Raw genomic sequence first — 22,041 nt, forward strand, 5'->3', positions numbered from 1 at the left:
GCGGTGTACATGTGCAGATATCAACGAGACAACAACAAATGATCATGATACTACTACGGGAGCACAATGGGATTACCATTGCTAAAATTGCTGATGAAATCCAAACGAGTGCACGCACTGTACACCGTGAATTACCTGAGATAGAACCATTGATGGGGCAATACGAACTTCATTTAATGAAACGGTCGGGGGTTGGCTTGATTCTCCAAGGGGCTGAACAAGATAAAGAGAGCTTACGTCGAGCACTGGAGCGGGCCATGCAGCATTCCTCCGAGCATGAATACAATCAGGGACAACATCAAGGGACAGTTCAATTGACCCAAAGAGAGTTTACCCCAGATGAGCGACGCATTATTATTTTGTGTACGTTGCTAGCGGCGAATGAACCCATCAAGCTATTTTTGCTGGCACATAATCTGAAGGTGGCCGTTCCTACCATTAGTCATGATCTAGATCAATTGGAAGATTGGGTTAAGGGCTTTCAGTTACATTTAGTACGTCGCAGAGGATACGGAATTGAGTTGAAGGGCACGGAGGCAGCTAAGCGAAAAGCCATGACGTCCTTACTCTCAGAAAACCTAGATGAAACACAGCTAATTGGTTTATTAAAAGAAAATATCCAACAGAAAACGTCTCAAAGGGTAGATAGTGCTTCCGAACAGTTATTAGGTCTGATTCAAAAAGACAGATTGATTGCTGTGGAAAATACGCTGCAACGTGTACGAAATGACCTACCTTATCCATTGGCTGATAGCTCCTATATTGCTTTAGTAGTTCATTTGTCCCTCGTGATTGAACGACTCATGAAAGGGGAGCACATCCAGATTGATCAGCATTACCTTGAAGACTTGAAAATGCAGGCGGAATATAAAATTGCTAAGCAAATCATTAGCGAATTAGAAAGTACCTTTAGCATTCAATTTCCTGAAGCAGAAGTTGCTTATATTACCATGCATCTCCAAGGTTCCAAGCTACGAATGAGTCAGCACGATCTGTTAGAGATCAATAATGTGGAAGTAACCGCCGTAGCACAAAAGCTGATGGAGGGTGCTGGGAAAAGATTAATGGTCAATTTTTATGAAGATCGATCATTATTATCAGGACTCTTAACTCATTTGGAGCCGGCAATGAATCGAATGAGGCGAGGGATGCACATTCGCAATCCGTTGCTCACTAAAATCAAACAAGATTATGGGCAAGTGTTCCAAGTGATAGCGGAAACAGTCAAGGAAGCGTTTCCTAATGTAGAAGTTCCAGAGGAAGAAATTGCTTATCTTGTTCTACATTTTGGCTCTTCGATGGAGCGATTAAAGAGGACACGTATCAAATACAGGGCGTTAATCGTTTGCTCAAGTGGAATTGGATCTTCTCGTATGTTGGCAGACCGGATCGAAGCAGAGATTCCGGAAATAGAAGTTTTTAAACATGCTTCTATCTTTGAGGTGAATCAAATTGATTTTACGAAGTACGACTTGATTATCTCTACGATTCCTGTCCCATTTGATCAAAAGCCTTACATTACAGTAAGTCCTTTATTATCACGTGAAGAAATTGTTAGCATACGAAATTTTCTCAGTCAGGTACAGATAGAACCCTTGACCGACGCTAAGCCTAGTCAACCGCAAACGATAGAAAAAATCATGGATCATTTGGAGGCAGGCGAATCCTACTTTAGGTATACGCTGACCATCTGCAAGGGTTGGTATGATGTCCAACTAAATAACCAGAACCAGGATATTAAGGAAACGTTGGAAACAATGTGTGAGCAATTGGAGAATCTTGGGGTCATGCGTGACTATCGAAAGGTAGTTCGTAAATTACTAGAACGCGAAGAGAAAAGCGGTCTTGGTATACCAGGTACCACGCAGGTTCTCTATCATGTTAAAAGTGTCGAAATCGTACAACCCTCCTTTTCAATTGGATTTTTACAAGAGCCGATTATACGCCGGTCGATGGATGGGGAAGAGATGAACATTACCAAATTACTCATGTTGGTAAGTCCACAAGACATGCGGAGTGAAGGAACAGAAATTCTGAGTGAAATCAGTTCTCTCTTAATTGAAGAAGAGACAATGAATGTAATAGAAAGCAGTCAGCCTATCACGATAAAAACCTACTTTATAGAAAAATTGAAACAGTTCTGTTTCAGAAAAGCTGGAGAGAGAGGAAACCACCTATGACAAACATCATAATTGCTCGAGATCAAAAAGCAAACAACAAACAAGAAGCGATTGAACTAGCAGGTAAGCTATTAGTGCAAGCAGGTCATGTTGAAGCAGACTATATTAATAAAATGCAAGAGCGCGAAGAGATGTTAACCACTTATCTTGGCAATGGTGTGGCAATCCCTCATGGAACAAATGAGGCAAAGACATTGATTAAAAGTACAGGAATTTCAATTGTACAGCTTCCAGAAGGCGTAGATTTTGGGGATGGAAATAAAGCCCGCTTATTGATCGGTATTGCAGGTGTGGGTGATGAGCATCTGGATATCTTGTCTGATTTAGCGATTGTGGTATCTGAGGAAGAAAATGTTGAGAAATTGGTTCATGCTACTACCGATGAAGAGATCATGGATATCATCAAGGGAGGTATGTAGGATGCGTGCCATTCACTTTGGAGCAGGTAACATTGGACGAGGATTCATCGGACTGTTACTAGAACAGGCAGGTTTTGAAGTATGCTTTGTGGATGTTAACGAAGAGCTTGTTAATGAAATAAACCAGCGTAAATCTTATACGGTACAGATCGCTGATGAAGAAACTCAAGAATTTACAGTCCGAAATGTAAGTGCTTTACATGGAGCAGACGATCAGGCAGTAGTACAAGCCATTGCTACTGCCGATCTCGTCACCACAGCAGTCGGACCCCATATTCTTCCATACATTTCTAAATCAATTGCTCTGGGCATGAAGGAACGTATGAATCAAACCAAAGAGCCACTTAATATCATTGCTTGCGAAAATGCGATAGGTGGAAGCACACTGTTAAAACAATATGTGTATAGTCACTTACATGAGGCAGATCATGCAAAAGCAGATCAGCAATTTGGATTTCCGGATTCTGCTGTAGACCGAATTGTTCCGATGCAAAAGAATGATGATCAGCTAATGGTTATGGTGGAAGCCTATTTTGAATGGGTGATTGATCAATCACAGGCAAAAGGTAAATTACTTGAATCTTCTGATATTTTATATGTGGATAATCTTGAACCATATATTGAGCGTAAACTATATACCGTGAACACAGGGCATGCTACGGCAGCATATCTTGGCTATCTAAAAGGATATTCCTATATAGAAGAAGCGATCAAAGATCCGCAGATTCGTCACTTAACAGAAGAAGCATTGCAAGAGACAGGTAACGTGTTGCAGAAAAAATATGGTTTTCATGCAAAAGAGCATGCAACTTATATTACTAAGATACTTCGTCGTTTTGAGAATAAACATTTACAAGATGAAGTGACACGTATTGCACGTTCACCAATTCGTAAGCTCGGTTTTAACGATCGTTTTATTAACCCAGCCCGTCAAGCATTGTTTTATCAGATAGAGCCAAAGGTACTTTGCTTGGGGATTGCAGCGGCTCTTTCATTTGATTACGAACAAGATTCGGAAGCAACAGAGCTACAAAATAGTATTAGGGAGCAAGGCTTGAAGGCAACTATTATGAAATATTGTGAATTGACGGAAGAGAGTCCATTGATAGAATGGATTTTGGAGAAATACAAGGTATTTAAAAAATAATAGTAAATTTTACCTAGAAGGATCGGGGGTTCCCCGGTCTTTTTATTGTGAATGATTAAAAAACCTATTATTGACAAAAATGTAAATTAAATATAAGGTTTATATGGAAAAATCAAATTTTTTTAAAGGAGGTAACAAAATGGCAAGAACGACTGAAACAATCGTTTCTGACAGAGCAAGAGAGATGCAGAAGCAGGTAATGCAAAAATTCCGCTCCAAAATTAGTCCTTCTCTAGCAAAGATTGTGAAACAATCTCAGGGTGTAGCCAAACAATTTGTACCAAGTCCCTATGAAGCATTAGAATACGGTACAGAAAAGCCATTTGAAGAGGGAAAAAATAATAAAGGAATATATGGACTTGAAAGAATTTATGAGGATCGAGCAGTATTGACTCCCTATTTTGAATGTTCTGCATATTGCAGGTACTGTTTTAAGAAAACCCGTACACTAGCGGGAGAAGCTAAGCGCATGTCAGATGAAAACATTGCAGATGCTATCAATTATATTAGTAATGATGAACGGATAAAAACCGTATTAATTACCGGTGGGGACCCGTTCTTAGATGTAAATTTGCTGCATAAGGTGCTACAACAAATCAAAGAAATTGATCATGTACGAAACGTTCGGGTAGGTACCAGAAACATCTTATTTGCTCCCGAAAACATCACAGATGAAACAGCAGAAATGTTAACGGAATTTAATCAAATTAACTACGAGAATCCACGTTTATCCAAGAACCTTTCCATTGGTTTATCACTTAATCATCCAGATGAACTTACCCCAGAAGTTATTCGCGCTGCCCAAAAGATCATTTCTAGAGGTATTACAATAAGAGGACAAATTGTTTTAATGAAAGATATTAATGATAATACCAAAACGATGAGAGAATTAATAGAGCTGTTTCTCTGTAATGGGATTGTGCCTTATTATCTTTTCCACTGTATGGCTGTAGTAGGAGCTAAGCATTTCCGTACATCCGTCCAGAAGGGAATTGATATTATACGTGAATTATCTGCTTTCTCTGGCAGTATTGCTCCTCATTATGTTTATGTAACCCCTATTGGTAAGCATCGAGTAGGTACGAATTCTCAGCTTGATTATGTAGAAATTGATGGTCAACGATATATTCGTTCCACTACGCCTTATAAAGCAGCTGATTTCTTGCATTTCTCTGATAACACTATGTTGCCACCTCTTCACGAGATAAATGAAAACGGATACATTGTGTCTCATTATCTTGATGGTGATGATAATCCAATGGAGGAATTGATATGAATGAATTAATCGTATTTATTGAGAATCTCTCCGTAGTTCCTACCATAAATCGTGCTGTCCATGTTAATAAAATGGGGTATAAGTGTGCAATTATTACTCGTCCGCTCACAGACCATGAAAGATCTAAAATCTCTCAATTAGAAGCAGAAAATCAGATTCCTGCTTTATTTGCAGAGATTATTGAGACGGATGATTTTAGCTATGAGGAATTAGAAAAAAACACGTGTATGCTTGAGGAAACATATAAAATTTCTGCTGTACTTAGTATTTTGGGACTATTTTCAAGTGCTGGTTTACTAGGAGCAGATGTAGCTAAGGTAGCGGAAAAAAGAGGACTACCTTCTCAGGAATCAGATGCATTGTATCGTACAAATAACAAATATCTTATGCGTGATGCACTACGACATGCTGGAGTGCTAACTGTTGATTATGGACTAGCTGTAGATGTGGATTCAGCAGTCGCTCATGCTGAACGAATTGGCTATCCTGTTATATTAAAGCCGATCAACGGAGTCGCCTCTCATTTAATTTTAAAATCCCACAATCAACAAGAGGTAAGGGATAATTTTACATACGCCCTTCAAAAGCTACCTAACTGTAATTATTCAAATCTTTATGCATCCTGTCACACCTATGCAACAAGGGATGGAAATCTCATTGATTTTGATCCGATGGGTTGCATGCTAGTGGAAAAGTATATGAATGGTCGGGAAGCTAGTGTAGAGATGGTGATCACAGAGAAGGAGATCGTTCCTCTACTTGTACATGACAAGGTAAAAGTAACAGAAGAAAAGCAGGTGTTCTATGAGCACCTTCTAGTTGTTCCTCCTCTACGTTTTACGGAGAAAGAAGTTGAGGAACTCAAAAATTATGCAGTGGAAGCCGTTCGTGCTGTAGGCTTAAAAAATTCGTTATCTCACGTTGAATTACGCTATGACGAAAAATTAGGACCGCAAGTATTAGAGATTAATCCGCGTATAGGTGGTATGTGTGTTAAGGATAGTTTAGAAACAATGCTTGGTTTTGATTCTGTAAAAGCCCAATTGGGGATTGCATTAGGAACATTTGAATTACCTACTTTACTGAACCAAGAGCAAACCCCTCATGCAATGTTTACTTTATATCCAAAGGAAAGTGGAATTCTCCGAGCGGTAAACGGATTAGAGGAGCTTGAAAAAATTCCTGGGGTATTAAGAGCAACACAAGTTTATCCGATAGGAGCAGAGGTAAGAGGGGATGAAGAAGAAGTATTTCTAGTTATGTGCTGGATGCGTGGAGAAAGCTATGAACATATTCAACAAGTATATGAAAAAGCATGTGAGTTAGTCACATTTGAAATCGAGAAATTGGTTAAGGTGTAGGAGGAAAAAACATGACAACAACAATTCCAGCAGGACAGAATAATAAAATGCGGTACATTTACCAGTTGATTGCTGGAAGAACCATTTCAGATATAGGCAGTTATTTAGATATGATTGCCCTAAATCTGTATGTGTACCTATTAACGGGCAGTGCTGTCTATATGGGATTATTTATGGCTGTTCGTTTATTAGGAAGCTTTTTAGCAGGTTTCTATTCTGGTATGCTAGCAGATAAATTTAACCGTAAAAAGTTAATGATTATTAGTGATGTCGTGCGGTTTTGTCTCCTATTCTCTCTATTCATTACACCACAAGAATATCATTTTTATATGTTATATTTTGTGATCTTTGGTATGGGAATGTTTAGCTCGATGTTTAATGTGTCTATGCAATCAAGTATTCCTATGCTTGTTTCACCAGAAAATAGAGTAAGAGCCAATGCTTTATTACAGTCATGGCAAGCAATGGCAATGGTTGTCGGGATGCTATCGAGTGGAATTCTCATTAATTTGTTAAGCTATCAAAACATTTTCTTCATTGACTCCCTAACCTACTTGCTTTCGGCTGTGAATTTAATTAGTCTGCCTATTAAAACGAATGAAACTCGAACCCAACCAGATCAAAAAGTCTCGTTTTTTTCAGAGTTTTCGTTTATCTATCGTTATTTACGTGTCATCCCTGTTTTATTATCTTTAATGACGATTCGATTATTTGATACCTTTGGTTCCGCTGCACATAATGTAGGGATACCTATCTATTCATCTATGATTAAGCCAGACAATCCCTCTATGATTATGGGTTTCATATGGGGAATTTGGGCAATTGGTAATCTAGTCGGTTCTCGTTTTATGAGTAAACATTCCAAAAATGCTAAGGAAGTATTCACCGAAAAAGCATTTGGCATATCCACGATTTTAATGTCGTTCTTCTTTATTTTACTGTTTGCGTTCTCTACAACATACCTGCTACTTCTATGTGCTTTCTTTGCGGGAATTTCTGATGGTATTTCAGCTATTTGCTATAACTCACGCTTACAGCAAGTATCTGATGACAAGCGTGGACGTGTTTTTGGTGTATCCTCCACCTTACAAACGATTGGATTTGCATTTGGTATGCTGATTTGCTCTCCTTTATTTGAAATCATGCTGCCTATTTGGGTCGTAGGTATTCTACATGGTGTACCTATGGTCATGGCGCTGATATTCACGATTTACTTTTATCGGAAATGGAAAGCACCAACTGAATTGACTTCATAATGAAAAATGGAAATAGTAGCTTGGCACCGCCAAATGCAGCGGTGCCTTTTGTGTAGAGGAGTCAGATCATATTCCAATTCCATGCTTTTAACCTCCAACTATTTTTCCGTTATCGTTTACAGTCAAAAAAATTTTTTCGGTAAAAAAAGCATACCAATCTAGCAGGAAACGAGTACAATGAGAGCTAAGACTTATACATAACAGGCGAGTTTTGCCAAGACAAAGGAGGATATTACATGCTACAAAACCTGAAACCCGTGTGGGACTTAGATAGCATCTTTCCTGGAGGAAGTGAGTCAAAGGAATTTGCTGCATTTTTGGATAAATTAAAGGAACAGACGGCTTCTTTAACGGCTGAGTTAAAAGCATTAGAAGCTCCTAAATCGCTGGAGCAGCTAAAAAAATTAGAATCGATTGTAACACGCTTTGAACAAGTACGCTCTGATTGGATGCAGGCAAGCTCATTCGTCTCATGCTTAGAGGCACAGAACGTACATGATGGAAAAGCTCATTTTCAACGTGATCGTGTCACACAATTAGGAGCGGCAAATGCAGAAACAGGAACGTTGTTTGATCAGTATATTTTAGAAGTACCTGAGGATCTCTGGAAGCAATTTCTTGAATTAGATAGCATGAAGCCAATTGCTTTCATTTTAGACGAGCGCCGTCAATTAGGGGCAGCTAAACTCCCTACGGAGCAAGAAATATTGGCAGGAAATTTAGCAGTAGATGGGTACCATGCATGGTCGCAGTTATATGACGTGATTGTTGGTCGCATGCATGTTCCGAGTGAAAAAGATGGGAAAATTGAAAATTTATCAGTAGGACAAGCTTTTAACCTACTATCTGATACTGACCCTACAGTTCGTAAACAGATGTTTGCAAATTGGAAAAAATCTTGGTCTGAAAACGAAGACCTATGTGCAAAAGCATTGAATCATTTGAGTGGGTTCCGTTTAGCATTATATAAAGAGCGCAAGTGGGATGACTTTTTGAAAGAGCCGGTTGAAATTTGCCGCATGAGCGAGAAGACGTTGAATGTCATGTGGGAGGTTGTTGAGAAGAATCGTGAGCGTCTCGTTCCTTATTTAAAACGGAAAAAGGAATTACTTGGTATCGATTCCTTGTCATTCTACGATTGGACGGCACCATTGCCTGGTAGCACCAGCAAAATGAGCTATGATGAGGCAGCACAATTCATTACAGAGCAATTTGAGAAATTTAGTCCTAAAATGGCGGAATTCGCAACAATGGCGTTTGAAAAACATTGGATTGAAGCTGAAGATCGTCCTGGTAAGCGACCAGGTGGCTTCTGCACCGATCTACAATCTAGTAAAGAAACGCGTATTTTCATGACGTTTGACGGCAGCATGTCAAGCACCTCTACACTAGCTCATGAATTGGGACATTCCTATCACACTTATGTAATGAAGGATTTGCCTGAGCTAGCGAAGGATTATGCAATGAACGTAGCAGAAACCGCTTCTACCTTTGCAGAATTAATCGTGAAAGATGCCGCATTAAAAAATGCGAAATCCGACGCAGAACGTATTTCTATGATTGATGATAAGCTTGGTGATGCAGTTTCCTTCTTTATGGATATCTTTACCCGCTTTACATTTGAGAAAAAATTCTACGAACAGCGCAAGAATGGAATGCTAAGTGCTGAAGAAATTAATCAATTAATGGAAGAGGCGCAGAAGTTTGCTTTTGCAGGGGCTTTAGATGAATACTTCCCTAACTTCTGGTCCGCTAAGCTTCACTTCTATATTAGTGATGTTCCTTTCTATAACTTCCCATATACATTCGGATACATGCTGAGTGCAGGTTTATTTGCACAGGCACAAAAAGAAGGGGCTTCCTTTGAGGATAAGTATATTGATTTCTTAAAAGACACGGGTCGCATGACAGTTGAAGATCTGGCGAAAGCTCATCTGAATGTAGACTTGACTCAACCAGATTTCTGGCAAAGTGCCGTAGATGCTGCTTTGGCAAACATTGATGAATTTATGACGCTCACAGAGAAAAAAGCGTAAAAATTCTATCTAACGTAACAAGCAGGAAGAAAAGGGAAAAGCTCTCATATAAAGAGGGCTTTTTCCTGCATCTAAAGCTATCATTTTATCTATTATTATAGAAGCGAGGGACCATATATGGCTAAAACACTCCAGGAAGTCTTGCAACACCCCGTATTTCATTACTTTGCAGAAATATCAAAAATTCCACGGGGATCTGGCAATGAACAAGCAATCAGTACATATCTATTAGATTTTGCCGCACAGCATGGATTAGATGCTACACGCGATGAGGCATTAAATGTAATTATTCGTAAGCCTGCTTCTGCTGGATATGAGGCATTGCCTACGATTATTTTACAAGGACATATGGATATGGTTTGTGAAAAAAATCAAGGAACCGTACATCATTTTCTAACAGACCCCATCCAGTTACGGGTAGTAGATAATATGCTATATGCGACGGATACCACATTAGGTGCTGATAATGGTATAGCCGTAGCTTACATGCTTGCTTTACTAGCTGATCCTACACTCATGCATCCCGCTATAGAAGCACTTATAACCACAGAAGAGGAATCATCAATGGGTGGTGCTATGCATCTTGATTTTAGTCAATTAAAGGGTTCCATTCTGCTTAATATTGATTCGGAAGAGGAAGGACGTTTGCTGGTAAGTTGTGCAGGTGGTGTCACTGCGAGACAACGACTGGAGATAGAATGGGCTGAAGTGGATAACCAAAGTAAGGCATTCCGATTGTCTGTACATGGCCTTCAAGGTGGACATTCGGGTGCAGAGATTCATAAAGGGCGTGGCAATGCTAATAAATTACTAGGTCGTGTGCTGCATGGTCTGCAACAAGAGATTCCCTATCAGATCCAACATGTACAGGGTGGAATGAAAACCAATGCTATTCCCCGAGAAGCAGAGGCAATTTTGTATATAAAAGATGGAGACATAGAAAAAGCGAAGCAACTAGTGAGCCAATTCCAAGAGCGATTTGTTACAGAATTACGGGCGAGTGATCCTGAGGTTTGTGTAGAACTAACAGAAGCACAGGGACATGAAAAGCGTGTATTTTCGGCCCAGACAGCTGAATATTTGCTTGCCTCCTTTATGCTCACACCAAATGGAGCTCAAAGCATTAGCCAAGAAATTGAAGGACTCGTGGAGAGCTCCACTAATTTAGGTGTTGTAAGAACAGATGAAGCCTATCTATATTTAGAGAATGAGGTGAGAAGCTCTGTTGCTAGTTTGAAGGGAGCCATTGTGAAACAGTTGGAAATGCTCGCTTCCTTAACAGGTTCAGTACTTCTCACCGATTCTGATTATCCAGAGTGGGCTTATCGTCCTGATTCTGTGATTCGTGGGATTTGTGAGCAGGTATATGAAAACATGAATGGTCATAAGCCAGAAATTACAGCTGTCCATGCTGGTTTAGAATGTGGTGTATTTGCAGAGAAAAATCCCGATTTAGATATGATATCGCTTGGGCCAAATATTTATGGAGCACATACACCACAAGAGCATGTTGAAATTGATTCCGTGATTCGCATTTGGGAATATGTAGTAGCTATTTTAGCTGCAATGAAAGAGACTAAGAGTTTCGTATAATAGTAAGCGTGTTATGATGAAGGAAAAGAGATACGGAGGATAAACATGGATAAGGCAGACACTGACAAATGGATGGGCCGCATTTTAGAACAGATCGTCCACTTTTCGCATGAGCATCTACTTATTACCGATGGAGATGGTGTTGTTCGGTTAGTCGGACCTACGTGCGAAGCAATTTATGGTAAAAAACAACAGGAATTGCTTGGACGAAATGTAAGAGAATTAGAGGAGGCCAAAATCTTCTCTCCTTCCGCTACTCGTTTGGTTCTAGAATCAGGGGAGGCCCAGACAATGATGCAGGAGACGATCTACAAGCAAAAGCTGATGGTGTCTGCCTTTCCCATTTGGAAAACGCCTAACGAATTGGAAGGTGTCATTAGTTTTTCACATGATTTGACTGAGATACTGGAATTAAAGCGCCGTTATGAGAATCTAACACAGCAATTGAAACAATTCGAGAATGAGATTGAGGAATTGCGAGAGAAAAATAGTGGTTCAGATCAAGTTGTAGCAGTTAGCCCAGCTATGAAAGAGATTTATCGCTTAGTAGAAAAAGTAGCAGGGGTAGATTCAACTGTCCTTATTTTAGGGGAATCAGGAGTGGGGAAAAACGTTATCGCCCGGGAAATACATCAGCGCAGCCGTCGTTCACACGGAGAAATGGTAGAAATTAATTGCGGGTCCATTCCAGATGGATTATTGGAGTCTGAGCTATTTGGTTATGAGGCAGGTTCTTTTACTGGGGCTGCTAAAGCGGGGAAGATGGGAATAATCGAACGGGCCAATCAGGGGACTTTGTTCTTGGATGAACTGGGAGAGCTACCCTTGCCCTTGCAAGCCAAGCTGTTAAAAGTTATTCAGGAAAAGCGGCTACAACGTATTGGAAGTACTACATATCGAGAAGTGGATTTTCGCCTGATTGCAGCTACGAATCGAGATTTGGAGGAAATGGTAAGGAACGGATCGTTCCGCCAAGACCTGTATTTTCGCTTACATGTGATTCCGTTGCGAATACCACCTTTACGTGAGCGAAAGGAAGATATCGCTGCCCATTTGAAATGGACCTTGCGTGCTTTAAATGATCGATATGGTTTACAGAAACGACTTTCCTCCCAAGCTACTCAATTACTCCTACAATATGAATGGCCGGGTAATGTTCGAGAGCTTGAAAATGTATTAGAAAGAATGGTGGTCATCGCTGACGAAGATAAGGTAACAGCCGAGCATCTCCCGGCGGAAATCAGTTCGTTACGTCTTCCTACGATTCTCTCAGGTGAACTCCCTTTAACTCCAACTGTCCCCTTGAAAGAAGCAATGGAGAAATTAGAGCAAAGTATGATAGAACAGGCAGCTAACATTTGTCAAACGACTGTAGAAATGGCACAGATGTTAGGGATTAGTCAGCCTTCTGTAGTGAGGAAGTTAAAAAAGTATCAGATTGTACGATTCAAAAATGAATAATTATTTATAAATGAATAAAAATGAAACCAATTTTATTTAAAAATGAATAAATAAGCTAGTTCTTAGATAGGATGCTTTGTATTGCATGTTATTTTCTCCGCTTTCTATACTTTGGCACGATAATTGCTAGTGATAAAATAGTAGAAAAACAGCTAAGTAGCAAATGTATAAAAGCGTAGGCAAAATATGAAGGGGGAGTATAACATGTCAACTACTACATGTGTATCCATAAAGACCAGCATTCCTGGACCAAAATCAATGGAGCTAATCGAGAAACGTAAGGCCTATATACCAAAAGGGGTAGGCAATAATGCACCTATTTTTGTAGAAAAGGCAGATGGGGCACTCGTTCATGATGTAGATGGTAACGTGTTGCTCGACTTTGCAGGTGCAATTGGAACATTAAATGTGGGACATCGTCCAGAGGAAGTCGTCGAAGCAATCAAGGTCCAGTTAGATAAATATATTCATACGTGCTTTCATGTAGCGATGTATGAGCCATATCTTGCTCTTGCTGAAAAATTGGCAGAAATTACGCCAGGCTCTTTTGAGAAAAAAACGATCTTGTTAAATAGTGGAGCAGAAGCGGTTGAGAATGCTGTAAAAATTGCTCGTAAATATACAGGTCGATCAGGTATCGTTTCATTTACACGTGGATTTCATGGACGTACACTGCTCGGCATGTCCTTGACTAGTAAAGTGAAGCCATATAAATTCCAAATGGGACCGTTCGCGCCAGCCACCTATAAAGCGATGTTTCCCTATTCCTTACATCGTCCAGTTGGTATGACGGAGGAAGAGTATGCTGAGTTCTGTGTTGGGCAATTTGAGGATTTCTTGTACACAGAAGTAGCTCCGGAAGAATTGGCTGCAGTGATTATGGAGCCAGTCCAAGGAGAAGGTGGCTTTATTATTCCACATAAAAAATTCGTGCAAGGCATATATAACATTTGCCGTAAACATGACATTTTATTTATTGCTGATGAGGTACAAACAGGCTTTGGGCGTACCGGTGAGATGTTTGCGTCCACGCATTTTGATATTGAGCCGGATTTGATTACCATGTCTAAATCTCTTGCCGCTGGTTTACCGATCAGTGCAGTCCTGGGACGTGCGGAAATTATGGACGCCCCATCACCTGGAGAAATTGGTGGAACATATGGAGGAAGTCCACTTGGATGCGTAGCCGCTCTAGCTGTTATTGAGAAGATGGAAAAAGAGAATTTAGTGGAACGTTCGCGTCAGATTGGTGAACAAATCATGCAGCATTTTATTGCTTTACAAAAAGAAGTACCTATTATTGCGGAGGTTCGAGGTTTAGGGGCGATGTGTGCCATTGAACTCATTCATCCTTCTACCAAACAGCCGATGAAAGAATTTACGGCTACTTACACAAAAGCTTTATGTGAACAAGGTGTCATTGTGTTAGCTGCTGGTGTGCATGGGAATGTTTTACGCTTTTTGACACCACTTGTTATTACTGATGAACAATTGCAAGAAGGCCTAAGCATTATGAACCGTCTTTTAGTCAGCATGTATCAATCAACAGTAGCGACGGAGGTAAAATAACATGAAAAAGCATTTATATATCAATGGTGCTTGGAAAGAAGCAAAGGAATACCAAACGCTTACATCTCCATTTTCTAAAGAAGTAATTGCACAGATCGGTCAGGCCGATCGAGACGATGTAGAAGAAGCGATTGAGGCGGCAAAACAGGCAACAACGATCATGGCCAAAATGCCTGCTCATCAAAGGGCTACTATCCTTGAAAAAGCAGCAGCTATTATGGAAAGTCGCACGGAAGAATTAGCCCGACTTTTAGCATTGGAAGCAGCTAAACCACTGAAGACTGGGCGAGCAGAACTAGCCCGTACCATTCAAACCTATAAATTTGCTGCGTCAGAAGCCCGTAGCATTCACGGGGAAACAGTTCCGTTAGATGCCGCTCCTGGTGGAGAAGGACGACTTGCTTTTACTGTACGAAAACCAATCGGGGTTGTAGGGGCAATTACCCCATTTAATTTCCCATATAATCTCGTAGCACATAAAGTAGGCCCTGCTATTGCTGCTGGCAATACAGTTGTACTAAAACCTGCCGGTCAGACACCGCTCGCAGCATTGGTGTTGGCTGAGATTTTTGAAGAAGCTGGCTTACCAGCAGGCGCACTCAATGTGTTGCCAGGTAAAGGAAGTGTAGTTGGAGAGTTACTAGTTACAGACCCACGTATTGCTGCTATTACCTTTACCGGTAGCCCAGAAGTAGGGATCTCTCTAAAGGGAAAAGCAGGATTAAAACGTGTTACTTTAGAATTGGGCTCCAATGCGGCCCTGATTATCAATGATGATGTAGAGCTTACTCAAGAGCTAATTGATCGTTGTGCATTTGGTGCATTCACATTTGCGGGCCAGGTTTGTATTTCTGTACAACGTATATTTGTGCACGAAAGCAAGTTTGCAGACTTTGTTGAGAAGCTGAAGCTAGCCGCAGAGAAGATGGTAGTTGGAGATCCACTTGATGAAGCAACTGATCTGTCTTCCTTGATTGCTCCAAAAGAGATTGACCGAATGGAAGAATGGGTTAGTCAGGCCCAAAGCTTAGGCGCCAAAGTGGTGACAGGGGGGAAAAAACTGGCTGAGCGTTTGTATGCACCAACTATCCTAACAAATGTACCTACTCATGCAAATGTATCTTGTCAGGAAGTGTTTGGACCACTAGTAATGATAGCCCCATTTTCAACATTAGACGAGGCGATTGCGATGGTTAATGATTCTCGTTATGGTTTGCAGGCAGGTATCTATACGAACAATATTCATGTAGCGATGAAAGCAGCTGAAGAGCTGGAAGTCGGTGGTGTCATGATTAATGATTTTCCAACATTCCGTGTAGATAACATGCCATATGGGGGCGTTAAGGAAAGCGGTTTTGGTCGTGAGGGTATTAAATATGCTGTTGAAGAAATGACTGAATTAAAACTGATTAGTATCAAATTATAATCAGGATAAAATTGGCAGGTGCTATAAAGCAGGGAATATTTATCCCTCTGAAGAAATAATTACATTTGTTCAAAAATATGAAGAGATGCTATTATTAACTCAAGGATCTTTGTTAAGATGTTTTTTCATAGACAAAGTTCACTTACTACCCAATCCAAATATATACCCTGTTCGAGCAGCTTGCTTGGATAGGGTATTTTTTTATTCGCTTTTGGATGTGGTTTTTTGAGATTACATGCTATAGTCGGAATGACAAGGGAGATGGTTAGGTGGTAATAGATCGAGATAACAAAAATGTTATTACATTACGCGGACATCATTTACTGTGTGTACATGGATTTAGGGGAATGGGATACAGCCCAGCCTTTGCGGTCAAAATGAAGGAGATTGTTGAAAGAATTAGGGATAATCAAGATGACTTTTCTATTCGAGTGGTTCACGCTCTAGACGATACCTGTCAATATTGTCCGAATAAAGGTGAGGGGATTTGTGTGGCTGACTTAGCTTCAGAGGAGCATGTCCAGACAATGGATATGGCTGCTCTTGTACAACTTGGTCTCAAGCCAGACCATGTATACCGCAAGTCGGAGTTGGTTGAGCGGACAAAAAACATGGTGGAGCCTTCTGATTTAGACCGAATTTGTGCAGGATGTTCTTGGTTATCTTACGGGATTTGCAAAAAAGGAATTGCGTTGCTAAAGGAAAACAAATATGTAGAGATAGATGCTATTTGATGACTTGAGCTTATTTTCCAAGCTTTTTCTATTGTTTATTCGTTTTCATTAAGGATATGAATTGGAAGGTATGGAAAAGAGGGGAGAAGGGCATAAAGAAAGAAAAAAGCAGGTATAGGAAGGGATGAATTACTTGTCAACAACACCAGCTCCTGATAAAAAACCGTACTATTTATCCATTCACCCTCATTCAGTAAAGGGAGATATTATCGACAATCCTACAGATACGTCTTTTGATTATGAAGTATTAGCTACACCTGGCGAGATTAGGCAGCTTCAGGAGTTGTTTGAGATGGCCTACGACGAAGACCTAGGTGGGGAACCAGATGAATACGATGAAGCCCTTGATAAAATTTATCAACTCATTTACCACTTAGGTAGTTCAGATACTCGGAGTAGATTAGAGACCATTGGTATACATGGCGAAGACCAAAGATGACGTTGTGAATCTGTAAAAAATAGAGTTTTCCCTTCTATAAGCATTGCTTATTATCCTCCGACGATGTATATATATGATACATTGAAAGTATGAGAGGGGAAACAGTATGACAGACTACTCTGGGCTACGCTCATTGGTTACATTAGTGGAGCGTTTTGAGCCAAATATGGAACAAGTAACACTAACCATCATGACTGCAGACGACCGAGAAGAAATTGTTAATTTGTTACTTGCGGGATTGCGTGAAGTAAATCCAAATATGCAAATAAAAATGGAAAATAGTACAGGAGAATACGCAAGTCATGTTGCCCAGCTTGTAGTGGGGGCCAACAAGTATGTGTTCTCCAAGGATTATAGAGAAACCTATATAAGTGAGATTAATGTATACGCGTGCCGTATAACAGCGGATACCCATGGTATTTTGGTGTATCACCATGATTACCCTGGTGTTATTCACGATGTTTCACGTATTTTGGCGCAACATGAAATTAACATTTCCAAATTGAATGTCTCTCGTGAACAAAAGGGAAAATTGGCCTTACTGGTTTCGCTAACTGATGAGGAGATACCAGTTAAAGCAAATGAACAGATTGAAACATTGCCTAATGTTACGAAAGCGATTTCATTGACGTAGCTTCAAAGGGAAACAAAAAAGCATGAAAAATGGCGAAAACGTGAACTAGAGCGGAAAACATTGGTTTTCCGCTCTTTGATAGCGCTTGCATAACATGGTATGATTATTTTGTGAATCAATGAAAAAAATCACAAAGAAAAGAGTCGCCAGAGTCAAAAGAGTTACATTTGTATGAACAATTTGTGAATTATGATCGCTCTTTTCCTAAAACAGCCGGAAATTGTTTACAATAGATGTATCTGTTTTTAAAATTAGCTTTTGTCAGTCTAGCCTCAATTGATTGTTTATTTACAATTGCGGCAAAACGACGCTACATATGAATGAGAAGGGGGCTATAATGGAACAGATAACGCAGTTGTAAAAGTTCTCATTTAGTAAGAAGAAAGATTTGTTATCATGATTTGTTCGATTTACCAAATTTACATAATTTCTATTGCTTCTAGTGGTAAATACATGGAGCACATTCTAGATAACAAACATGATTGCATTAGTAGACTTAGTGTGATTACTATTAGTAAGTCTATTAAAGGGAAAAAGGAGAGAAAGTGAGGCTAGATCGCAATGATGAGACGATTGCAGCAAGTCGGGCGTATGCTTCCTATGTTAGTAATGGTAGCGCTTTTACTAACCGGTTGTGGCGACCCTTATCTGTCTGCTCTGCAGCCTAAAGGGACTGTAGCAGGCATGCAATATGACTTGATTAAGCTTAGTGTTACCATCATGTTAGGCGTCTTTACTGTGGTTGTCGTTATTTTTACCTATGTATTGATCCGATACCGTAAACGTAAGGGCGATAACAGTATTCCAGAACAAATCGAAGGAAACCACAAGTTAGAAATTATTTGGACGGTTATCCCTTTTATTCTTTTGATTGTTCTTGCGATTCCGATGGTTTCGACAACATTTACATTGGCAAAGGACTATTCAAACGACAAGGATGCTATTCAAGTCAAAGTAACAGGTCACCAGTTCTGGTGGGAGTTTGAATATCCTGATTTAAAAATTAACACTGCTCAGGAATTATACATCCCTGTCAATAAAAAAGCGTATCTTTCTTTAGAAGCTGCTGATGTTATTCACTCCTTCTGGGTACCAGCACTAGGCGGTAAAAAAGATACTAACCCTGGTATGACTAACCATATGTGGCTAGAAAGTACAGTTGAAGGTACCTTCCAAGGGCGATGTGCGGAGCTCTGTGGTCCGTCCCATGCTTTGATGGACTTCAAAGTAAAGGTTGTATCACAAGAAGAGTTTGATAAATGGGTAGTAGAAATGACAAAAGGTGAAAATGCACCTGCTGAAAATAAAGCTGTTGCAGCTCAAGGGGAAGAAGTCTTTAAACAAAGCTGTGTTTCCTGCCATGCCGTTGATGGTAATGGTGGTAAAACTGGTCCGGACTTAACTAATTTTGGTAATCGTCAAACTGTAGCAGGCGTGTTGCCTAATGATAAAAAACACGTTGCTGAATGGTTGAAAGATCCAGAATCAGTGAAGCCTGGTAACTTGATGCCTAACCTGAAGTTAAATGATGATCAGGTGGATGCTCTAGTTGAATACCTGTCCAGCTTGAAACGTCAATAATACCTGAATTTTGAATCTAAAAGAGGGGGCAAAACCGTGGCTCAACATGTTCGTCCAAGAAATAAGGGCTTGTGGGATTGGATCACAACCGTGGACCATAAAAAAATCGGCGTTCTGTATCTATTAGCCGGTGGATTCTTTTTCTTGCTTGGTGGACTTGAAGCATTGCTGATGCGTATTCAGCTCATGTACCCAAATAGTAAACTGTTCATTGGCTCCACGTTTAATGAATTGTTAACGATGCATGGTACCACTATGATCTTCCTAGCTGCCATGCCATTGCTTTTTGCTGTGATGAACGCAATCGTACCGTTACAAATCGGTGCGCGTGACGTAGCATTTCCATTTGTAAACTCACTAGGCTTCTGGCTGTTCTTCTTTGGTGGGTTGTTGCTTAACGTAAGTTGGTTCATGGGTGGTGCACCTGATGCAGGTTGGACAGCGTATGTACCATTATCTTCAAACACATACAGTCAAACTGCTGGGGTCAGCTTCTATGTACTCGGTTTGCAGATAGCTGGTTTGGGGACATTAATCGGGGGGATTAACTTCCTGGTTACAATCATTAACATGCGCGCACCAGGGATGACCTTTATGCGTATGCCGATGTTTACTTGGACAGCATTTATTACTTCTGCATTGATCTTATTCGCTTTCCCTGCGATCACCGTAGGCTTAGTTCTATTGATGTTTGACCGAATTTTCGGAGCACAGTTCTTTGAAGTAGCTGGCGGCGGTAACGTACTGCTGTGGCAACACTTGTTCTGGATCTTTGGTCACCCAGAGGTTTACATTTTAATTCTTCCAGCGTTTGGTATGATTTCTGACGTTATTAGTACTTTTGCCAAGAAACGTCTGTTTGGTTACTCTGCTATGGTATTTGCGACCATGGTTATCGGTTTCTTAGGCTTCATGGTGTGGGTTCACCATATGTTTACAGTAGGTTTGGGTCCGGTAGCTAACTCGCTCTTCTCGATTGCGACGATGCTGATTGCCGTTCCTACCGGTATTAAAATCTTTAACTGGCTGTTTACTCTATGGGGCGGTCAAATTCGCTTTACCACAGCTAACCTGTTCGCCACAGGCTTCATTCCAACGTTTACTATTGGTGGTATGACTGGGGTTATGCTTTCTGTAGCACCAGCTGACTATCAATATCAGGATTCTTACTTTGTAGTAGCTCACTTCCACTATGTTCTCGTTGGTGGTATGGTGCTGGGGCTGTTTGCAGCTTTCTACTACTGGTGGCCAAAAATGTTTGGTAAAATGCTCAATGAAGCAATTGGTAAATGGAATTTCTGGTTATTCTTTATCGGTTTCCATTTGACATTCTTCCCTCAGCATTTCCTTGGCTTGATGGGTATGCCACGTCGTGTATACACCTTCTTACCAGGTCAAGAATTGGAAGTAGGGAACTTGATTTCCACTATTGGTGCAATCATTATGACTGTCGGTACCGTGTTGTTCATTGTTAACGTGATTTACACGAATGCGAAAGGTAAAAAGGCTGTGGCAGATCCATGGGATGGTCGCACGCTTGAGTGGTCAATTCCTTCTCCAGCACCTGAATATAACTTTGCTCAAACACCTCGCGTACGTGGTCTCGATGCTTTCTGGGTTGAGAAAATGGCAGGTAATAAAGCAATGACTCCGGCTGAACCACTAGGCCCGATTCATATGCCATCTCCATCTGTTTTACCGTTCCTGATGTCTGTAGGATTGTTTATTGCAGGATTTGGTTTTATTTATCACAAATATGTGTTGGTTTTCGTAGGAATGGGGCTGTTTTTACTTTGTATGTTTGCCCGTTCCATTAAGGATGACCATGGTTTCCATATTGAAGTAGAAGAGATCAAGGAAACAGAAAAAGGGGGTAGGCTGTAATGCAACACACGGATCATGGTGTTCTACCTGCTGAGCCTGAAAAGGCAACCCTTGAAGGCAGAAATAAAATACTTGGCTTTTGGCTTTTTCTAGGTGGAGAAATGGTATTGTTCGGTTCGTTATTTGCCACGTATTTGGCTCTGCGAGAACAATACGTATCAGGACCAGCTCCACATGAAATCTTTAAAATTGAACTGGTTGCTATGGCGACAATTTTACTATTAACCAGTTCCTTAACTAGTGTGTTTGCTATCATCGGAATGCACCGCCATAACTTCAAAATGATGATGTTCTGGTTTGCTGTAACAGTTATACTCGGATTTGCGTTCTTAGGACTAGAGATTTACGAGTTTTATCACTACTATCATGAAGGTCATACGATGACTAGTAGTGCATATGGTTCGGCCTTCTATACATTGGTTGGATTCCATGGAGCGCACGTGGTGTTCGGGGTTACTTGGATAGCAACGTTGATGGCTTCTGCTATGAAAAAAGGGCTGACCGTGGTTAATGCACCGAAGTTCTATATTGCAAGCTTGTACTGGCACTTCGTTGACGTTGTATGGGTATTCATTTTCACAGTCGTGTACCTGATGGGTATCATGTCTGGACAAGGAGGAGCATAAGATGGATCAACATAATCATTCATCTCAACCTTCAAAACATTCCCATGCCCATAGCACTAGCATGAAGCCACATATCGTTTCATTTGTTTTGTCCATTGTATTAACAGCATTAGCGTTTGCAGCCGTTATCTACATGCCGGATAAAAAGGGTTTTGTTTATCCTTATATTCTCTTTTTAGGTACCGTGCAAGCTTTGGTGCAACTATACATTTGGATGCACTTAAAGGATAAAGGCCATCTATTTCCAGTGGTAGGAATTTTCACTGGGGCGTTTATCATGGTTACATGCGTTGTCATGGCGCTGTATTGGGTATAAAGGGTAAGGGAAAAGGTCCAGCTTTGATTATACAAAGGTGAAGACTAAGCCCTGAACCTGATTAAAGCGGGCTACTTCAGTAGCTCGCTTTTTTTCGCAGAAG

18 protein-coding genes are annotated in these 22,041 nt (G+C 40.5%); all 18 read left to right on the forward strand.

The features are described from left to right. Positions 1-11: 11 nt before the first annotated feature. The 18 genes from ACQV1I_RS05800 to ACQV1I_RS05885 all read left to right on the forward strand — a co-directional run bounded on the left by ACQV1I_RS05800 (position 12) and on the right by ACQV1I_RS05885 (position 21,938). Entirely contained in the window at positions 12-2,180 is a 2,169-nt protein-coding gene (locus tag ACQV1I_RS05800; protein ID WP_116333078.1) for a BglG family transcription antiterminator, read from the forward strand. Beyond that, positions 2,177-2,599: a PTS sugar transporter subunit IIA gene (locus ACQV1I_RS05805; protein ID WP_116333079.1), complete on the forward strand. Its 423-nt coding sequence runs from the start codon at positions 2,177-2,179 to the stop codon at positions 2,597-2,599. Before ACQV1I_RS05800 ends, ACQV1I_RS05805 begins: the two co-directional genes overlap by 4 nt. 1 nt (position 2,600) lies before the next feature. After that, on the forward strand, positions 2,601-3,746 hold the full coding sequence (locus ACQV1I_RS05810) for a mannitol-1-phosphate 5-dehydrogenase (RefSeq protein WP_116333080.1): 1,146 nt from the start codon (positions 2,601-2,603) through the stop codon (positions 3,744-3,746). A 139-nt stretch (positions 3,747-3,885) separates the two neighbouring features. Next, positions 3,886-5,022, forward strand: a complete 1,137-nt coding sequence (locus ACQV1I_RS05815; RefSeq protein ID WP_094700566.1) for a KamA family radical SAM protein — start codon at positions 3,886-3,888, stop codon at positions 5,020-5,022. Continuing rightward, positions 5,019-6,383 carry an ATP-grasp domain-containing protein gene (locus tag ACQV1I_RS05820; protein ID WP_018671368.1) on the forward strand — a complete coding sequence of 455 codons (1,365 nt, stop codon included), beginning with the start codon at positions 5,019-5,021 and terminating at the stop codon, positions 6,381-6,383. Before ACQV1I_RS05815 ends, ACQV1I_RS05820 begins: the two co-directional genes overlap by 4 nt. An 11-nt stretch (positions 6,384-6,394) precedes the next feature. Further along, the gene (locus ACQV1I_RS05825) at positions 6,395-7,639 is read left to right on the forward strand and encodes an MFS transporter (protein ID WP_018671367.1); all 1,245 of its coding nucleotides are present in this window, start codon (positions 6,395-6,397) and stop codon (positions 7,637-7,639) included. A 236-nt stretch (positions 7,640-7,875) separates the two neighbouring features. Then, the gene (locus ACQV1I_RS05830) at positions 7,876-9,675 is read left to right on the forward strand and encodes a M3 family oligoendopeptidase (protein WP_116333081.1); all 1,800 of its coding nucleotides are present in this window, start codon (positions 7,876-7,878) and stop codon (positions 9,673-9,675) included. A 117-nt stretch (positions 9,676-9,792) separates the two neighbouring features. Further along, complete coding sequence (locus tag ACQV1I_RS05835; RefSeq protein WP_438769125.1) at positions 9,793-11,268, forward strand: aminoacyl-histidine dipeptidase; 1,476 nt, start codon at positions 9,793-9,795, stop codon at positions 11,266-11,268. A 45-nt stretch (positions 11,269-11,313) separates the two neighbouring features. Next, positions 11,314-12,729, forward strand: coding sequence for a sigma-54 interaction domain-containing protein (locus ACQV1I_RS05840; RefSeq protein WP_116333083.1), 1,416 nt, complete (start codon positions 11,314-11,316; stop codon positions 12,727-12,729). A gap of 204 nt (positions 12,730-12,933) precedes the next feature. Further along, entirely contained in the window at positions 12,934-14,298 is a 1,365-nt protein-coding gene (gene gabT / locus ACQV1I_RS05845; RefSeq protein ID WP_116333084.1) for a 4-aminobutyrate--2-oxoglutarate transaminase, read from the forward strand. Position 14,299: 1 nt separating this feature from the next. Beyond that, positions 14,300-15,724: an aldehyde dehydrogenase family protein gene (locus ACQV1I_RS05850; RefSeq protein ID WP_116333085.1), complete on the forward strand. Its 1,425-nt coding sequence runs from the start codon at positions 14,300-14,302 to the stop codon at positions 15,722-15,724. Positions 15,725-15,993: 269 nt separating this feature from the next. Then, positions 15,994-16,458, forward strand: a complete 465-nt coding sequence (locus tag ACQV1I_RS05855) for a DUF1284 domain-containing protein (protein ID WP_116333086.1) — start codon at positions 15,994-15,996, stop codon at positions 16,456-16,458. A 124-nt stretch (positions 16,459-16,582) separates the two neighbouring features. Further along, on the forward strand, positions 16,583-16,897 hold the full coding sequence (locus ACQV1I_RS05860) for a hypothetical protein (protein WP_099327268.1): 315 nt from the start codon (positions 16,583-16,585) through the stop codon (positions 16,895-16,897). Positions 16,898-17,003: 106 nt separating this feature from the next. Beyond that, the gene (locus ACQV1I_RS05865) at positions 17,004-17,531 is read left to right on the forward strand and encodes an ACT domain-containing protein (protein ID WP_116333087.1); all 528 of its coding nucleotides are present in this window, start codon (positions 17,004-17,006) and stop codon (positions 17,529-17,531) included. Positions 17,532-18,092: 561 nt separating this feature from the next. Further along, positions 18,093-19,112 carry a cytochrome c oxidase subunit II gene (gene coxB / locus ACQV1I_RS05870; protein ID WP_116333088.1) on the forward strand — a complete coding sequence of 340 codons (1,020 nt, stop codon included), beginning with the start codon at positions 18,093-18,095 and terminating at the stop codon, positions 19,110-19,112. A 36-nt stretch (positions 19,113-19,148) separates the two neighbouring features. Then, the gene (gene ctaD, locus ACQV1I_RS05875; protein ID WP_116333089.1) at positions 19,149-20,996 is read left to right on the forward strand and encodes a cytochrome c oxidase subunit I; all 1,848 of its coding nucleotides are present in this window, start codon (positions 19,149-19,151) and stop codon (positions 20,994-20,996) included. Next, positions 20,996-21,622: a cytochrome (ubi)quinol oxidase subunit III gene (locus ACQV1I_RS05880; RefSeq protein WP_018671356.1), complete on the forward strand. Its 627-nt coding sequence runs from the start codon at positions 20,996-20,998 to the stop codon at positions 21,620-21,622. The genes ctaD and ACQV1I_RS05880 overlap by 1 nt, the downstream gene beginning before the upstream one ends. Before the next feature lies 1 nt (position 21,623). Next, positions 21,624-21,938 carry a cytochrome C oxidase subunit IV family protein gene (locus ACQV1I_RS05885; RefSeq protein WP_018671355.1) on the forward strand — a complete coding sequence of 105 codons (315 nt, stop codon included), beginning with the start codon at positions 21,624-21,626 and terminating at the stop codon, positions 21,936-21,938. Positions 21,939-22,041: the final 103 nt, after the last annotated feature.

The sequence above is a fragment of the Brevibacillus sp. JB24b genome (genome assembly GCF_051713385.1).
Classification (GTDB): Bacteria; Bacillota; Bacilli; order Brevibacillales; family Brevibacillaceae; genus Brevibacillus_B; species Brevibacillus_B laterosporus.

Bases quoted from the DNA above. Each gene is read 5' to 3' on its own strand.
- ACQV1I_RS05825 (WP_018671367.1), top strand. From the start codon at position 6,395: ATGACAACAACAATTCCAGCAGGACAGAATAATAAAATGCGGTACATT.
- ACQV1I_RS05820 (WP_018671368.1), top strand. From the start codon at position 5,019: ATGAATGAATTAATCGTATTTATTGAGAATCTCTCCGTAGTTCCTACC.
- gabT (WP_116333084.1), top strand. From the start codon at position 12,934: ATGTCAACTACTACATGTGTATCCATAAAGACCAGCATTCCTGGACCA.
- ACQV1I_RS05885 (WP_018671355.1), top strand. From the start codon at position 21,624: ATGGATCAACATAATCATTCATCTCAACCTTCAAAACATTCCCATGCC.
- ACQV1I_RS05860 (WP_099327268.1), top strand. From the start codon at position 16,583: ATGAATTACTTGTCAACAACACCAGCTCCTGATAAAAAACCGTACTAT.
- ACQV1I_RS05835 (WP_438769125.1), top strand. From the start codon at position 9,793: ATGGCTAAAACACTCCAGGAAGTCTTGCAACACCCCGTATTTCATTAC.
- ACQV1I_RS05880 (WP_018671356.1), top strand. From the start codon at position 20,996: ATGCAACACACGGATCATGGTGTTCTACCTGCTGAGCCTGAAAAGGCA.
- ACQV1I_RS05810 (WP_116333080.1), top strand. From the start codon at position 2,601: ATGCGTGCCATTCACTTTGGAGCAGGTAACATTGGACGAGGATTCATC.
- ACQV1I_RS05805 (WP_116333079.1), top strand. From the start codon at position 2,177: ATGACAAACATCATAATTGCTCGAGATCAAAAAGCAAACAACAAACAA.
- ACQV1I_RS05865 (WP_116333087.1), top strand. From the start codon at position 17,004: ATGACAGACTACTCTGGGCTACGCTCATTGGTTACATTAGTGGAGCGT.
- ACQV1I_RS05830 (WP_116333081.1), top strand. From the start codon at position 7,876: ATGCTACAAAACCTGAAACCCGTGTGGGACTTAGATAGCATCTTTCCT.
- ACQV1I_RS05815 (WP_094700566.1), top strand. From the start codon at position 3,886: ATGGCAAGAACGACTGAAACAATCGTTTCTGACAGAGCAAGAGAGATG.
- coxB (WP_116333088.1), top strand. From the start codon at position 18,093: ATGATGAGACGATTGCAGCAAGTCGGGCGTATGCTTCCTATGTTAGTA.
- ACQV1I_RS05840 (WP_116333083.1), top strand. From the start codon at position 11,314: ATGGATAAGGCAGACACTGACAAATGGATGGGCCGCATTTTAGAACAG.
- ACQV1I_RS05850 (WP_116333085.1), top strand. From the start codon at position 14,300: ATGAAAAAGCATTTATATATCAATGGTGCTTGGAAAGAAGCAAAGGAA.